The 16208-nt window shown below is 48.1% G+C and carries 12 protein-coding genes; 3 read left to right on the top strand and 9 right to left on the bottom strand.

Going from position 1 to position 16208, the window contains the following annotated elements; translation table 11 throughout:
* The first annotated feature begins 40 nt into the window (after nt 1-40).
* The 3 genes from hemG (at nt 41) to KOG47_RS12325 (ending at nt 2858) form a co-directional block, all read left to right on the top strand.
* Nucleotides 41-1405 carry a protoporphyrinogen oxidase gene (gene hemG / locus KOG47_RS12335; RefSeq protein WP_215244323.1) on the top strand — a complete coding sequence of 455 codons (1365 nt, stop codon included), beginning with the start codon at nt 41-43 and terminating at the stop codon, nt 1403-1405.
* Nucleotides 1402-2484, top strand: a complete 1083-nt coding sequence (locus tag KOG47_RS12330; protein ID WP_215244322.1) for a TIGR04053 family radical SAM/SPASM domain-containing protein — start codon at nt 1402-1404, stop codon at nt 2482-2484. Before hemG ends, KOG47_RS12330 begins: the two co-directional genes overlap by 4 nt.
* A 71-nt stretch (nt 2485-2555) precedes the next feature.
* Nucleotides 2556-2858 carry a hypothetical protein gene (locus KOG47_RS12325; RefSeq protein ID WP_211781728.1) on the top strand — a complete coding sequence of 101 codons (303 nt, stop codon included), beginning with the start codon at nt 2556-2558 and terminating at the stop codon, nt 2856-2858.
* 31 nt (nt 2859-2889) lie between these two features.
* Here KOG47_RS12325 and clpB read toward each other — a convergent pair whose 3' ends face one another.
* The 9 genes from clpB to KOG47_RS12280 all read right to left on the bottom strand — a co-directional run bounded on the left by clpB (nt 2890) and on the right by KOG47_RS12280 (nt 16208).
* Nucleotides 2890-5481: an ATP-dependent chaperone ClpB gene (gene clpB / locus KOG47_RS12320; protein WP_215244321.1), complete on the bottom strand. Its 2592-nt coding sequence runs from the start codon at nt 5479-5481 to the stop codon at nt 2890-2892.
* Nucleotides 5482-5500: 19 nt separating this feature from the next.
* Nucleotides 5501-6370 (bottom strand): DnaJ C-terminal domain-containing protein, encoded by an 870-nt coding sequence (locus KOG47_RS12315; RefSeq protein ID WP_031420934.1) that lies wholly within the window; start codon nt 6368-6370, stop codon nt 5501-5503.
* A gap of 140 nt (nt 6371-6510) precedes the next feature.
* A complete protein-coding gene (locus KOG47_RS12310) occupies nt 6511-7683 on the bottom strand; it encodes a CamS family sex pheromone protein (RefSeq protein ID WP_015880725.1) in 1173 nt (390 codons plus the stop codon).
* A gap of 130 nt (nt 7684-7813) precedes the next feature.
* A complete protein-coding gene (locus KOG47_RS12305; protein WP_215244320.1) occupies nt 7814-9298 on the bottom strand; it encodes an LPXTG cell wall anchor domain-containing protein in 1485 nt (494 codons plus the stop codon).
* Nucleotides 9299-9550: 252 nt separating this feature from the next.
* Nucleotides 9551-11545, bottom strand: a complete 1995-nt coding sequence (ligA, locus tag KOG47_RS12300) for an NAD-dependent DNA ligase LigA (protein ID WP_214734110.1) — start codon at nt 11543-11545, stop codon at nt 9551-9553.
* 9 nt (nt 11546-11554) lie between these two features.
* A complete protein-coding gene (gene pcrA, locus KOG47_RS12295) occupies nt 11555-13771 on the bottom strand; it encodes a DNA helicase PcrA (RefSeq protein WP_215244319.1) in 2217 nt (738 codons plus the stop codon).
* Between the two features lie 38 nt (nt 13772-13809).
* Nucleotides 13810-14490: a heptaprenylglyceryl phosphate synthase gene (gene pcrB, locus KOG47_RS12290; RefSeq protein ID WP_215244318.1), complete on the bottom strand. Its 681-nt coding sequence runs from the start codon at nt 14488-14490 to the stop codon at nt 13810-13812.
* An 89-nt stretch (nt 14491-14579) separates the two neighbouring features.
* On the bottom strand, nt 14580-14813 hold the full coding sequence (locus KOG47_RS12285; protein ID WP_214691439.1) for a hypothetical protein: 234 nt from the start codon (nt 14811-14813) through the stop codon (nt 14580-14582).
* 12 nt (nt 14814-14825) lie between these two features.
* Entirely contained in the window at nt 14826-16208 is a 1383-nt protein-coding gene (locus tag KOG47_RS12280) for a TrkH family potassium uptake protein (protein WP_074037829.1), read from the bottom strand.

Below are 16208 nucleotides of genomic sequence, written 5' to 3'. Positions count from 1 at the left end.
TCTCGGTACCGTTAAGACGACAACAATTTTAGAGAAATGGGTGAATCAATTGAATCGAATCGCGATTATCGGAGGTGGCATCACCGGACTTGCCGCAGCCTATTATGCCAAAGAAGCCGGAGCTCATGTCACATTGATTGAGGCGCAGGAGCGTCTCGGTGGAAAAATTAAGACCATTTATCAGGATGGTTTTACGTTAGAGACTGGACCCGACGGTTATATGGCACGAAAGCCGACCTTGACATCACTTATTACAAGTCTAGGTCTCGCAGATCAACTCGTCCGCTCCAGAACCGGGACTTCTTACATTTACGTACGGAAGCAACTGAGACAGATGCCGGCCGGATCGGTCATGGGCATCCCGACCAAGTTTTGGCCGATGGTCAAAACGGATCTCTTTACTTGGAGAGGAAAACTTCGCGCCGGATTCGATCTCGTGATTCCACGCGTGTATGCAGGAGAGGATATCTCGCTCGACCATTTCTTTCGGACGAGACTTGGCTCCGAAGTAGTTGATACAATGATCGAACCGCTTCTGTCAGGGATTTACAACGGGACACTCGATGACATGAGCATCGAGTCTACTTTCCCTCAGTTTATCACGATTGAACAAAAAACTCGCAGTCTGATTCTCGGAATGAAAGCACTCACTCCTCCCGTCCAAGCTGGTGTAAAGCCGTCCGAGACTGGTAAGTTCCTGTCAATTGAGCAAGGACTCGGAGCACTCGTCGAGGCGCTCCGTCCGTCGATTGATCGACTCATGTTAAAGACGGTCGTTCAATCCGTTCGACCTCATGAAGTCACATTTGCCGATGGGACGATCGAACAGTTTGATGGCATCATTATGGCCACATCGCCGCATGCACTCGGACCTTTGCTCGGATTCCCGGAAGCCGAACGTTTGTCATCGTTAAAACGTACCTCTTCGATGACCGTACTCGCCGCCTTCGACGAGTCAGAAGTGGATGCGTTAGATGGAACCGGCTACGTCATCGCCAAATCGGAAGGAAACGCTTTGACCGCTTGTAGCTGGATGCATAAAAAATGGCCACACCTAGCACCTAAAGGAAAAGCATTGCTCCGCATGTATATCAGTTCAGAACATGTCCCGTCCCTGCTCCATGAAGAGGATGATCTAATCGCAAACTTCGCTTTAGGCGAACTTCGACGCATTCAAAAAGTCGGGACTCCCCTCTTCACGAATGTCGAGCGACACATTCAAACGATGCCACAGTATGAGGTCGGTCATAAACAGGACGTCCGCGCGTTCGAAGAAGCACTTTTGAAGTGGGACGGCGTCGAAGCGTGTGGCGCCATTCTCCATGGGGTCGGATTACCTGACTGCGTGGATTCCGCCAAACGGGCGGTCGATCACTTACATCTTCGACAGGCGGTGACGGTATGAAACGTATCGACTATAACGAGAACCCGTTCATCGTTATTTGGGAAGTCACACGGGCCTGTGCGCTCTCCTGCGTCCACTGCCGGGCAGAGGCACAATTTCATCGTTACGAAAACGAACTCGACACGGAAGAAGGGAAGGCATTGATTCGCGAGATTCATGCGATGGATAACCCGATTCTCGTCTTTACGGGCGGTGATCCTCTCATGCGTGAAGATTTATTTGAATTGACCGCATATGCTTCCTCCCTTGGGATGCGCGTCTCGATGACACCTTCAGCTACACCTCGTGTAACTCACGATGCCGTGAAACGGGCAAAAGCAGCTGGTTTGTCACGTTGGGCCTTCTCTATTGACGGACCGGACGCCGAGACGCATGACTACTTCCGCGGTACACGTGGCAGCTTCGACCGTACCATTCGAGGAATCTCATATTTCCGAGAAGAAGGGATGTCATTTCAAATCAATACGACGGTGACCGAATACAATGTCGATCGATTACCGGAAATGGCGAAGCTCGTAGAATCCCTCGGTGTATCCGTCTGGACGCTCTTTTTCCTCGTGCCGACCGGACGCGGATCCCTGTTACAACCCATTACACCAGAGCGACATGAGGAAGTATTGAAATGGGCGTTCTCCATACAAGAGACGGCACCCTTCATCATCTCGACGACGGAAGCCCAATTTTATCGGAGAGTCGCCCGCCAAGAAAATCAGCGACGCCGGGCAGCAGGACTCCCTCCAATCGGACATCCACATGACGATTTGGCAAAAGCCCCTCGTGGGACAAATGACGGCAACGGATTCGTCTTTATCTCACATACAGGGGACGTACAGCCGTCCGGATTTTTACCAATCACCTGCGGAAACGTCCGAACGACACCTCTCGCCGATATTTATCGCCATCATCCGACATTCAAGGCGCTACGTGATCCGGATAGTCATCACGGAAAGTGTGGGTATTGTGAGTATCGTTATCTATGTGGTGGTTCGCGTGCTAGAGCCTATGCGGTCACTGGCGATTTCAAAGAATCAGAACCGTACTGTATCTATCAACCAGAACGTCCTCTCGTGTCACAATAATGATTCCCATTTATTCCCTCTCCGTGTAAGATTGGGTTATATGAATCTGATGGTGAAAAGAGGGTGTGTCCGTGCAGACTTTACCGATTGACGGATTGTTCTATATTGGGTTAGGTACAATTTTCATTGTTACGGCTTTACTTGGGTTCGGAATCAAGCAATTGACGAAACAAGGCATGACGGGATTTTTTGTTCTCCTCGCAACGAGTCTTGGCTTATTCTTTTGGCTACTGCTCTGGTTCCAAGAAGCGACCCGTGCCAGCTTCATGGGAACAATTCCATGGGTATTCAACTCATTTTTTGGGACGGTACTCTACCTCATTTTTATTGGGATCAGTTATTTAATTTTGAGAAGAAAGCGTCGGCGTACATAAAAGAGGAATCCGATTTTGGATTCCTCTTTCTTTATGCATTGACTGTCGATGGGCGTAACGTCAACGCCCCGTTCTCGACATCGATGATGACCGTTTGCCCATCCTCGACATCTCCAGCGAGGATGCTACGGGCAAGTTTCGTCTCAATCGTCCGTTGTACATACCGGTTGATCGGTCGCGCACCGAATTGAGGTTCATATGCTTCGTCAGCAACGAACGTTTTGGCTGCATCGGTGATGTCGATATAAATCGAGCGTGTCGTGAGCCGTTCGCTCATCCGTCCGACCGCTTTCTCGACAATCTGACCGATTTGATCTTTCGTGAGGGGATGGAACAGAATCGTTTCATCGACCCGGTTCAAGAATTCAGGACGGAAATGACGACGGAGTTTGTCGAGCACTTGACGCTCTTCGTCCTCATCAATCACGCCATCTTTCGCCGCTTCGAGCAAGATGTCCGCCCCAATGTTCGACGTCATGATGACAATCGTATTTTTGAAGTCGACGATGCGCCCGTGCGAATCGGTCAATCGACCATCATCGAGCAATTGTAGCAAGATATTGAAGACGTCCGGATGCGCTTTCTCGACCTCATCGAGTAAGAGAACCGAGTACGGGTTACGGCGAACCGCTTCCGTCAACTGTCCACCTTCTTCGTAACCGATATAGCCAGGAGGGGCACCGACGAGACGCGATACGGCATGTTTCTCCATATATTCACTCATATCCAGCCGAACGATATGGTCTTCTGAATCAAACATCGCTTCCGCGAGCGCTTTCCCGAGTTCTGTCTTCCCGACCCCCGTCGGTCCGAGGAAAAGGAATGAACCAATCGGACGGTTTGGGTCTTTGATGCCAGCACGTGCTCGAATGACTGCATCGCTGACAAGACGAATCGCATCATCTTGTCCGAACACACGTTTATGCAAAACCGCTTCTAGATTGAGAAGCTTATCCCGCTCTCCTTCTGTCAGTTTCGTCACCGGGATCCCCGTCCATTTCGAGACGACCTCGGCGATTTCTTCTTCCGTCACTTCTTCACGCACGAGCTCACGCGTCACCGAACTCGCCAACTGTTCCGCTTCTTCTAGTTCCCGCTCAAGTTCCGGGATTCGTCCATATTTCAGTTCCGAGGCCCGGTTCAAATCATAGCGACTCTCTGCCTCTTGTAACTCGAGACGTACTTTCTCAAGGTCTCCACGGATTTGTTGTACGCGGTGCGTCGACTCCTTCTCATTCTCCCAACGGAGACGTAACGAATCAGACTGTTCACGGATAGAAGCCAATTCCTGTTGGAGCGCCTCAAGTCGCTTCATGGAAGCGGCATCGCTCTCTTTTTTAAGAGCCGCCTCTTCGATTTCAAGCTGCATGACCCGACGGACCAATTCATCAAGCTCAGCTGGCATCGACTCCATCTCTGTTCGAATCATCGCACACGACTCGTCGACGAGATCAATCGCCTTGTCCGGCATGAAGCGGTCCGTGATATAGCGATTGGATAGCACAGCCGCCGCGACGAGCGCGTTGTCATGGATGCGTACCCCGTGGTGAATCTCAAAGCGTTCTTTTAAACCGCGCAAGATGGAAACCGTATCCTCGACATCCGGTTCAGCGACAAGTACTTGTTGGAAACGCCGCTCAAGGGCCGGGTCCTTCTCGATATATTGGCGATACTCGTCGAGCGTCGTCGCGCCGATACAATGCAGTTCGCCTCGGGCGAGCATCGGTTTCAACATGTTACCGGCGTCCATCGACCCCTCAGACTTCCCTGCACCGACAATCGTGTGAAGTTCATCGATGAAGAGGATAATGGTGCCTTCCGCTTCTTTCACTTCGGACAAGACGGCCTGTAGACGTTCCTCGAACTCTCCGCGATATTTCGCACCGGCAACGAGGGAGCTCATATCGAGGCTGAAGATGGTTTTGTCTTTCAAACTTTCCGGTACATCTCCACGAACGATGCGCTGGGCGAGCCCTTCGACAATCGCTGTCTTCCCGACCCCTGGTTCTCCGATGAGGACAGGGTTATTTTTTGTTTTCCGACTTAGGATTCGAATGACACGACGAATCTCACTGTCACGTCCGATGACAGGATCGATTTTACCTGTCTTCACTTCTTGAATGAGGTCGCGTCCGTATTTCGTCAAGACATCATAAGTCGCTTCAGGCGACTTTGATGTGATGCGACGGTTCCCACGCACAGCGACAAGCGCCTCACGGAGTCGTTCTTCGGTGACACCTTTCCGTTCGAGCATCGTCTGTGCCTGACTGCTGTTCAACAAAATACCGAGTAGAATATGTTCGACCGATACGTACTCATCATTCATCCCCGTCGCTTCTCGTTCCGCAGTCGTCAAGACGCTTAAGAGAGAGGCTGAAATCATCGGTGTCGTCGGGTTTTGGAGTTTCGGCGCATGTTTCAGAGAAAGCGCGACTTCGCCTTCAATCTCAGACACGTTGATCTCCATTTTTTGAAACAGCAACGGCGCAATCCCGTCCGTCTGCGAAATCATGGACGCCAAGACGTGCCACTCATTGATTTCACTATGATGATATTGTTTCGCTAACGCCTGTGAACTGACAATGCATTCATGTGCTTTATCTGTAAAACGATTAAAGTCCATCACGATTCCTCCTTATCCATTAACGTTCGATTTGCTCATAAACAGAACGGTACGTCTCATCAAGAGGCAGGTCGACCTCGAGTTGGACGAATAAGTCCGACCGCACCTTCGAGCCGGTCATGACACCGCGACCAGGAATCCGCATCCGTTGTCCCGGACGGCTTCCCGGTTTCACTTTCAGCTTCACGCGTCCCCCGTCGAGCGTGGCAACGATGACGCTCGCCCCGTCTAAAAAGTCGAGCGGACGCAATCGTTTCACGGTCACGATATGCTCTCCTTCACGACGATACGTATCGTCATCCGCAAAGTGAAGTTCGACATATACATCTCCTCGGTTTCCCGATTGTCCGACGCGGCTACCTTTTCCTTTCAACCGCAACTTCTGACCTTCGTAGGCACCTTGTGGAATTTTGACGTTCACGGTACCCGTTTGAAGACGTAGACTCACTTTCGACTCTTTCGTCAATTGACTGAGCGGGATGTTGACACGAACAGTCTCATCCAAGTCTTCCTCGACTGCTTGGTCAAAGAAGCTTCCGAACATATCTTCAAATCCGAAAGTCCGAGAGGTCGTACGTGATCCGCCTCCGAATTGTCGGAATAGATCTTCGAATTGTGACGAGCCTTCCCCGTAAGTCTCTCCACCGCCACCGAACCCTTGTCCGAACGACGGTCCATCCGGGCTACCGTATCGATCATAGTTCGCCTTTTTCTCTGGGTCGCTCAATACGTCAAACGCTTCCTGGACCGACTTGAATCGTTCTTGTGCGCCAGGGTCTTTATTGACGTCCGGATGGTATTGTTTCGCCAGTTTCCGGTATGCGCGTTTAATCTCTTGCTCGGTCGCTTCCTTGGAGACACCGAGCTCGTCGTAATAGTTTTTAGCCATATGGATTCACCTCACCTATCCCTTTCCCGTTTCTGTTAACTCTATTCTACTCAATTGGTCAAATAAGGTCAAAGATAATCCTTTCACTTTTCATACGAAAAAAAGAAGAGATTCGTTTCAAAAAACGAACCTCTTCTCGATTAGAAGTAGACTTTCGGGCTATCCATGCCGTCCTCAAACACAATCGTCACTTCAGGGTCTCCGCCAAGTGACGTCACGTTGATACGAACCGGAACGTTCCGGCTATATTCCCAACGGTTTTCGAGCAAGCCGACCACGTGTTGTGTGAAGCCGACGAGCTCAGCGCGACTGTAAAACTGAATCGGGATATCAATCTCCATTCTCGATAGATCTCCATTCTGATAAAAGCCCTTCCCAATCATCCCGCTATAGTCCGGGAAAAGGTCGGCAATCCGATCGCTGAAGAGCGTAAATTTCTGCGCGTCCTCGCGTACGTCAGACGTCGCCGATGTCGACGGGAAATAGTAGTACTTCTCATCGATCGCTTTCCAGTCGCCCGATTTGACTTGATCCGCCGTCCCAACGAAGGCCGACTTGATATAGTTCCCCGGTGTCGGTGAACCTTGTGTCGATTTCATATAGAGCGCGACATTGATATCGAGGTCCTTGAAGTCTTCACGCTTTCGTAATTGGGAGACGAGCTCGTTCGCCATACGTTCCCCTTCTGCGATTACTTTCTTTTGATCGAGTTTGACGGTATACGTCGGACCATAGTTCGGTGCTTGGAAGACATATTCACGGTTCAAAATAAGTGCAAACGATACGCCCCCAACCTGGTACCCGCTGTCCTCTTTCGTCATGTAATTCTGTTCGACAATCGAAGCTAAATAAAGCGGTGATTTCTTGTTCGCATCGACGAACTTGTCGTCTTCGACTTCTGCCTTGCCATCCGCATAAGCCGGGTTCAAGGGGGTCAACCCTTCATTACTTTTATCTTTCCGTGCGAGCAGACGAGATACATCCTCCGCGTTCAACAGCTGTCCCTCTTGATAAGCGAACTTTTCCGGGTCGAACGCGTCCGTTGAGTGACGCATGAGACCGAGTTCGACTTCTTCGAGTTCTAACGATGAACTGACTTGACGTTGGGCGAGCCCTCTCGCTGCCGCCGGTTTGAACGGAATGACCATTTGGTAATACGAGTCACGGGCTTCAATCGCTTGTGTGACGCCTTCGGCCGCTGTTTCGTCCCCAGTTGGTGTCGCTTCTTCTTCACCCATCGGTATTTTCATTGAACATCCACTCAACAATAGCGCCGAGGCGATTGTCGGGATGACGAGTTGTTTCCATTTCATCTATGTCTAGCTCCTTTGAACATCGTTTCCTATTTCACTTTGTCCATTATAACAAAATCGTTCCACGAAAAAAGTATCGAAGCGGAATCAGAACAAATCCCTTCTCGGATGAACGAGAAGGGATGTCGATTTATGGTTTCGTTGACGGATGGTTGCGACGAATCAACAAGAGGAGTCCCGACGCGAAAAGAAGCGTACCGAGCATGGCATGCCACGCATCATCCGCTTCTCCTGTCATCGGGAGCACATCTTGAGCGTACGAATCGGCTTCATCGATGTGCTCGACTCGTGGCGCCCCACTCTCTTTGACGACGACTTTCACGACAGGTGGTGTGGTTTTCACTTCTGACTTCTGCTTGTTAGCGTCTTGTTTTGGCTCTTCTTTAGTCGGAACAGGTTGCTTCACCGCCACCGGTACGTCGACGGAGCGAGTAACCGTTATCCCTTCATCCACCTCGAAGATGAATGTGGCACGTTGAATCAATTCAGCCCCGGCTCTCACATCATAAGATGGGAGGAGCGGAAGCTCAAACGAGAACGTCACTTCTTCTTCCGGACCGAGTCCGTCTCTGAAAGTAGGAATTGCTTCGACTTGCTCCGCGAATCGTTGATTTGCCTGGTTTCGTTCTTCTTCTGTCAAGGCACCGCTTGGCCATGTGAGCATCGCGTCCGCTAAAAATAAGGTAACTTTCGAAGGATTGGTGACCGTATACGTATAGCGAACGGGCTCTCCCGGTTGAACGGTCGCCTTCTCAACCGTCGCATTCACGTTGAAGTCTGGTGTTTGTAAAAAGATAATCTGTTGACTTTCTGATGTGACGACCCGGTTGAATTCATCCACCCCGGTCACTTGAAAGACACTGCCGATTTCAGGATGTGCGTCGAACAAATATCCGGTCGGAATCGATAAGATTTCTGTCACTTCCACCCGTTCCCCCGGCAAGAGACCGTCTTCTCCTATTAATTCATTCAAACGATCAAATACGTGTTGATTGAACGATTCGATTGATTGATGATCGATGTCTCCGCTCACATACTCATGAGAGAATTCTGTCACCGTCATCGGCGTGTCTCCTGTGTTTTCTACAATGAACGTATACGATATTTCGCCTCCGACAACGGCTCGGTCGACTGCGGCGATGTTGATTGCTTCAACGGCGAGCTTCGGTAACGTCGGTTCAATCGTCGGTTCTTCCACGACCGGCTCTGGTTCTGTTTCAACAGGGGGCACCATCTCTTCTGGTTCATCTGGTTCAGTCACAACAGGTGGTTCCTTCACTTCGACGGGATACGCTTGCGTGATGGTATTCGGGATAAACGTGTACGGAACACCTTCAGCATTATAAAGGGAGACCAAGTCAATCAATGAGTCATCGACCGTTTCTGCATCAATCATAAAGCGCCAAATGTCAGCAGATTCACGGACCCCGTAATACGTGATTCCTTCATAGACGAGACTTGATTCATATAATATTTCGCTTTCCTCATCTGTCAAATTCACTTGGATATACCGGAACGTGGTCGTGTCCGCTTTGGCGGTAGGCACCCCAAATAAGATTGAAAGGAACATGAGGATGGTAAATAAGGCAACGAAGCGCTGGATGTTGTGTGTCATGATGTCGGTCCCTCCTCTAAGGTGAAAACAAGCGCTCGAATCGCAATCGTTCCGATGACGACGTTCACCACGTAGAGGAATGAGAGGAATGTGTGTGTGAAAGTCATGATGTCAAAGGGTTCTCTCGCAAAAATATATTAGCATTTTGATCTAGTTAATCTATACCCTTCGAATGCTTGTGCGAACCTATTCAATCTCATAAAATTTTACAAAACCCAACGTGAAAAAAGACGTTCGCCGAAGCGAAACGTCTTATGCGTGTTCATTTATAAAATCGAGAAGTTTCGCCTCATCCCAAACTTCGATGCCTAACGATTCGGCTTTCGTCAGTTTTGAACCAGCCTTTTCACCGGCCACGAGTAAGTCTGTATTTTTACTCACACTCCCCGTCACACTCGCACCGAGAAGTTCAAGCTGCTTCCCGGCCTCACCGCGGGTCATCTCATGTAATTTCCCAGTCAATACGACCGTTTTACCAGATAAGGGTGCATTATCATCAACTGCTCTCTGCATGCCCTTGAATGTCAGATTTACTCCTTCCTTTTCAAGTTCAGAAATAAGATTGCGACTTTCTGTTCTCTCAAAATATAACTTTACTGACTCTGCAGTCTTTTCACCAATACCATCTACATCTTTTAATTCATTAACTGACGCATCCATGATAGCGTAAATAGTCTTAAATTTTTCTGCGATTAGTTTTGCTGAATTTTCGCCTAAAAATCGGATGTTTAATCCAAGCAATACTCTTTCCAAGGAATTTTCTTTTGATTTATCTATTGCTTTAAGCAAGTTATCTACAGATTTCCTTCCCATTCTTTCTAAAGAAAGTAATTCTTCAATTTTTAATTTATATAAATCAGCAACTGTTGTAACTAATCCATAATTGTGTAATTGTTGAATTACCTTTTTGGCCATGCCTTCAATATTCATAGCTTTTTTCGAAGCAAAATGTGCAAGTCCTTCAACTAATTGAGCCGGACACTGCGGATTCACACATCTATAATCCGCTTCTCCTTCTAATCTTATTAGCCGAGATTGACACACGGGACAGTATTGTGGAAATTCAATCTGCTTTTCTTTACCAGTTCTTTCATTTTCTAAAGCAGAAACCACCGCTGGAATAACATCATTCGCCTTTTTTATAATTACACGATCTCCAATATGAAGGTTTTTTTCTTTGATAAAATCTTCATTGTGAAGAGTAGCAAAACTTACTGTGGATCCTGCAATTGGAACTGGAGAAAAACGTGCTCTAGGAGTAATCTTCCCTGTTCTACCTACATTAAATTCAACTTCTTCAATCGTTGTTACAGCTTCGCTAGCAGGGAATTTATAAGCAACTGCCCATTTCGGACTTCTTACTGTAAATCCAAGTTGTTCTTGCTCTTCGTAGCCTGACACTTTAATTACTATACCATCAATATCATATGGAAGATCGTCCCTATTTTTTTCATAATACTCAATGTAATCCCACAATTCTTCGATTGTTTTACATACTCTGTAGTCTTTGCTCACTCTTACTCCAATTTTCTTCATAAAATCCAGTGCTTCACTTTGATTTGAAACTAATTCATTTTTTTCAATTAATCCATATGCAAAAAAGGCTAAATTTCTTGACGCAGCTATCTTTGGATCTAATTGTCTAAGCGAACCAGCTGCAGCATTCCTTGGGTTTGCAAACAATTTTTCATCCTTAAGTTTCCGCTCATTATTCAATTTTTCTAACGAGTGCTTTGGCATATAAGCCTCGCCCCTAATTTCCACCGTGATATCTTTTTTAAGACGCAATGGAATAGTACCAACTGTTTTCAAGTTTTGAGTAATATCTTCACCAGTTACTCCATTTCCTCGAGTTGCTCCACTAATTAAACGACCATTTTCATATTTTAAAGATACTGCAAGCCCATCGAATTTTAATTCAACTACAAATTTTGGCGTGTATCCTAAATCACTTCTGACTCTGTCTATCCATTTAGATAATTCATCAATAGAAGTCACTTTATCTAAAGACAACATAGGAGTATCATGCCTTACTTTATTGAGTGAACTTAAAGGTGTTCCTCCGACTCGCTGAGTAGGTGAGTCAAAAGTTTTTAATTCAGGATAGTTATTTTCAATTTCAATCAACTCATCCATGAGACGATCATACTCTGCATCTGGCACACTTGGTTGATCAAAATCATGATACTCATGTGAATATTGATTTATTTTTTTTCTTAATAACTCTACTCGCTTTTTTATCTCCATATTCTCACCTCACGCTTTTTCGATAGGGGCAAATTTAGCCAATAGGCGCTTGATCCCGACTTCCGGGAATGCGATGTCGACTTCGAGTTGGTCGCCTTCACCACGTGTCTGAACGACCGTCCCTTGTCCCCATTTTTTATGATTCGCTTTGTCGCCGACATTCCAGCCGACCGTTTCGGCACCGGATGATTGGGCGAGTTTCGGCTTCGGTTTCGAACTAAAGCCATTCACTGGTAACTTCCCTGGTGACTCGACCGGGTTCCATGGCATCGGTTTTCTCGCCTTACCGGACCGCTCTAACAACGTTTCCGGCAACTCATGCAAGAATCTCGACTCTGGGTTGTTTTGAAAGCGACCGTACAGCATTCGTGACTGAGCACGTGTCAAATAGAGACGCTTCTCGGCACGGGTGATCCCGACATACGCGAGACGACGTTCTTCTTCCATCTCTTCCTCGTCATTCAAGGCACGGCTGTGCGGGAAGAGCCCTTCTTCCATTCCAATCAGGAAGACGACCGGGAATTCAAGTCCCTTCGCCGAGTGCAACGTCATCAGGGTAACTTGATGTGACTCATCGACCTCATCAAGTGAATCGAGGTCTGAGACGAGCGTCAAATCCGTGAGGAAGGCGACAAGCGTCTGTTCATCGCTCTCTTTCTCAAAGTTTTGGGCGACCGACAAGAACTCTTGCAAGTTCTCAAGTCGGCTTTCCGCCTCAAGCGTCTTCTCGATTTTGAGCATCTCTTCATAACCTGTCTTTTTCAACACTTCCTCAACGAGTTCTGAAATGGAGAGGTAGTCCGCCATTTGTCGTAAATCCATCATCATATGACGGAAATCCGCAAGTTTCGTCGCAGTGCGTGGGGCGATGCCTGACAATTCGATGTCACGAATCGCATCCATGAGTGAGACGCCCTGCATGTCTGCAAAATCCCCTAGTTTATCAATCGTCGCAGCACCAATCCCACGTTTCGGCTCATTGACGACGCGAACGAACGAGATGTCCTCATCCGGGTTGGCAATCAATCGCAAGTATGCGAGGACGTCCTTGATCTCTTTTCGCTCATAGAACTTCGTCCCGCCGACCATCTTGTACGGGATGTTCGATTTGAGGAGCATCTCCTCAAGTCCACGTGATTGTGCGTTCGTCCGGTAAAGGACCGCCATCTGTCCGTAGTCCATCCCTTCCATCTTCAGCTCTTTCATCTGGTTCATGATGAAGAACGCTTCGTCGCGATCGTCTGATGCGACATGGAGCAACAATTTCTCCCCTTCGTCATTTTCAGTCCACAAGTTCTTCTCTTTCCGGGAAGCGTTGTTTTGGATGACGCCGTTCGCCGCCTCTAAAATCCGTTTCGTCGAACGATAGTTTTGTTCGAGCAAGATGACATGGGCGCTCGGATAATCTTTCTCGAACGTCAAGATGTTGGCGATGTCGGCACCGCGCCAACGGTAAATGGACTGATCCGAATCCCCGACGACACACAAATTCTCGTGTGCCTGTGCGAGAAGTTTGACGAGCGTGTATTGGGCACGGTTCGTATCCTGATACTCATCGACATGGATGTACTTGAATTTCTTCTGATAGAACGCCAACACGTCCGGTGCTTCTTGGAATAAGTGAATCGTCTTCATAATCAAGTCGTCAAAGTCGAGCACATTGTTTTGTTTCAACTTTTTCTCATACGCTGTGTAGACGTCCGAGATGATTCGCTCGTACGGATTGTTCCCGACGAGGGCAGCCGCATCTTTCGCCGTACGCAGCTCATTTTTATGATTTGAAATCATCCCGAGAAGGGTACGCGGTTCGTACTTCTTCGGATCGAGGTTCAATTCTTTCAACACCTGTTTGATTGCTGTCAATTGATCCGAGGCATCTAAAATAGAAAAGCTCCGGTCATAGCGGATGCGATCGATATCGCGTCGTAAAATCCGGACGCACATGGAGTGGAATGTAGAAATCCAAATGTCTTCGGCGACACCACCCACAAGACGCGCAATCCGATCTTTCATTTCTCGTGCTGCCTTATTCGTGAACGTGATCGCTAAAATGTTCCACGGTGCCACTTGCTTCGCCGCCATCAAATAGGCGACACGATGGGTCAAGACACGAGTCTTCCCAGACCCTGCACCCGCCATAATCAACAGCGGGCCATCCGTATGCTTCACCGCTTCTGCTTGTTCCGGGTTCATCCCTTTGACTAATTCTTCGCTAAGATTATACATAATTGTTTCCTTCCTTGTTCCAAACGTTTGTTCTTATTTTATCGGAGTGCTCGTACAGTCGCAAGTGCTCCAGCTAAGTCTTCATAAATGATATTGCCGACAACAATCGTGTCGACATGTGCACCCATTAATCGTGCCGTCTCTTCTCCCTCGATGCCACCACCGTAAAAGAGATGTGCATCAGGTAACGCCAAACGAATCTCTTTGACGACATCAGGATTCCCGAGTCGTCCACTATATTCGATATAGAGCGAGGGAAGACGGAACAAGTGATGTCCAACTTCCGCGTATGCCACGGACTCTTCGATCGTCAAATCGCATCGTGCTTCCGTCACGTCAGCGACTTTCGCGTCCGGGTTCAAGACGAGATACCCTTGAGCCGTTACAAGACGGTCATCAAAGAAATGGCCGTATCGTTCAAACGCACGAGCATGATGTCCAATGATCCATTCCGGAGTTCCCGCATTCAGCACGGTGGGCACGAAGTAATGATTGAATCCGTGGATGACTTGACTAGGATGACTAATCTCAAGTGCGATTGGAATCCCGGCATCTCGGACTCTCGCATATAGCGCAAATGTATTCTCTGCATCAACCCCATCCGTTCCTCCAATCAAAAAGGCGTCGGTCCCAGAATGGATGAGGACCTCGAGCGCCTCATCTGTGAGTTCCTTATTCGGATCTAGTTTAAACACATGTCGCCACGTCTGAAATTCCAACTCATTCCCTCCTATCGAATCCTTCTCTAGTGTATCGATTTTTTTCCTCCCGTGCATCTCCCCAACAAAAAAAGACTTGCCGAAGCAAGTCACGAACGTACCGTACGATTTCGTTCCCGATCCGTCAACCATTTCGCAACAAGCAAGGCGAATAGACCGTAAACGGGGACGAACCAGAGCGGATTCGCTAAAAAGAATCCGAGCACCGGTATGTCAAGGAGCGGCGAGTCCGGTGAACAGAGCGCCGTTCCATTGACGATGGCGATAAACGGAAGAACCGGAACAATAAAGACGTATCCGAAGTTGATCCAAAATGCTTTCATATGACAATCTCCTTATCCTAAGATGATTGATTCTTTCGGATAGTTATACATCCGCTTCGGTTGTCTCCGTTGCAGGATGAGAATGAAGGCGATGACGCCGATCCGACCGATGAACATGAGAATCGTCAACACCCATTTTCCAACGTTACTAAATTCGGAGGACAATCCGACGGATAGGCCCGTCGTCCCGAACGCAGAACACGCCTCGAATAAGATTCGTGTCAACGAAGCATCCTCAAAATAAGCCATGACCATGACACCTGATAGTAACACGGCAAGCGAGACCGTAATGATCACGAACGCTTTCCAAATATCTTCAAGGACGATTTCACGACCGAAAATTTTAATGGACGAGTCCCCGCGAATGAAGGCGATGACAGCGAGAACGGCTACAGCAAACGTCGTCGTCCGAATCCCCCCACCGACAGACGATGGAGACGCCCCGATGAACATAAGGATGGACAGAAGCAACATGCTCGCTTCAGAGAATAGATTGACATCTACCGTCGATAGACCACCATTTCGTGTCGTCACGGATTGGAACAACGAATCCGAAAGTGCCAACCAGAGCGGCAAGTCTTTAAAGGCATTGTTGTATTCAAAGATGAACAAGCCGACCGTACCGACAGCAATCAAAATAAAGAAGGTTGAAACCGTCAATTTCGTGAACAAAGAGAATCGACTTGGGAACGTATGACGTTTTCGAGTGATTCGGCTCACCAAGTACGTTCGAATTTCTACAAGCACCGGGAATCCGATGGCACCACCGGTCATGAGCGCGATTTGTGTAAAGATGACGAACGGGTCCTCACGGAATGGTGCGAGCGAACTTCCCGTAATGTCAAACCCGGCATTCGTCGTCGCACTGACCGACCCGAACAATCCTTGCAAGAAGGCTTCTCCGGCGGTATCAAAATAATTTAAGTAATGGACCCCGAGCAAGACGGCACCGACCGCTTCAATGGCGATTACGGTGATGACGATTTCCGTGATGTATTTGACGATACCAGACATCGACGTCTGGTTTTGGTCGCGTAAAATTAGTTGTCTTTCCCTAAACCCAATTCGTTTCCCAAGTAAGATCCACATGATGACGTGCAAACTGATCAATCCGACACCGCTCACTTGGACGATGAACAGGATGATAAATAAGCCGAACGTGGAGAAGGTATCGGTGACTACAATCGGTGTCAGACCGGTGACACTGACACAGCTCACCGCAAAGAAGACAAGATCGGTAAATGTGATCGTCACTCCGGGCTTGTGGGCGATTGGTAAGGCGAGAAGCAAAACTGATAAAATCGCTGCCGCACTATAAATTAATACGAGTGTTTGAACCGGTGTTAAATTTCGAAAGAACAATTGTAAGTTCTGTTTCATGAATTTCTGTTGCAT

It is taken from the genome of Exiguobacterium sp. s121 (assembly GCF_018617245.1).
In the GTDB taxonomy this organism is placed as follows: domain Bacteria; phylum Bacillota; class Bacilli; order Exiguobacteriales; family Exiguobacteriaceae; genus Exiguobacterium; species Exiguobacterium profundum.
This window is presented reverse-complemented; position numbering and strand designations above follow the sequence as displayed.

Excerpts from the sequence above, each read along its gene's own strand:
- ligA (WP_214734110.1), bottom strand. The coding sequence starts at position 11,545 with ATGGAGATAAAAAAGCGAGTAGAGTTATTAAGAAAAAAAATAAATCAA.
- KOG47_RS12285 (WP_214691439.1), bottom strand. The coding sequence starts at position 14,813 with ATGAAAGCATTTTGGATCAACTTCGGATACGTCTTTATTGTTCCGGTT.
- KOG47_RS12305 (WP_215244320.1), bottom strand. The coding sequence starts at position 9,298 with ATGACACACAACATCCAGCGCTTCGTTGCCTTATTTACCATCCTCATG.
- pcrA (WP_215244319.1), bottom strand. The coding sequence starts at position 13,771 with ATGTATAATCTTAGCGAAGAATTAGTCAAAGGGATGAACCCGGAACAA.
- KOG47_RS12310 (WP_015880725.1), bottom strand. The coding sequence starts at position 7,683 with ATGAAATGGAAACAACTCGTCATCCCGACAATCGCCTCGGCGCTATTG.
- KOG47_RS12315 (WP_031420934.1), bottom strand. The coding sequence starts at position 6,370 with ATGGCTAAAAACTATTACGACGAGCTCGGTGTCTCCAAGGAAGCGACC.
- KOG47_RS12330 (WP_215244322.1), top strand. The coding sequence starts at position 1,402 with ATGAAACGTATCGACTATAACGAGAACCCGTTCATCGTTATTTGGGAA.
- clpB (WP_215244321.1), bottom strand. The coding sequence starts at position 5,481 with ATGGACTTTAATCGTTTTACAGATAAAGCACATGAATGCATTGTCAGT.
- KOG47_RS12280 (WP_074037829.1), bottom strand. The coding sequence starts at position 16,208 with ATGCAACAGAAATTCATGAAACAGAACTTACAATTGTTCTTTCGAAAT.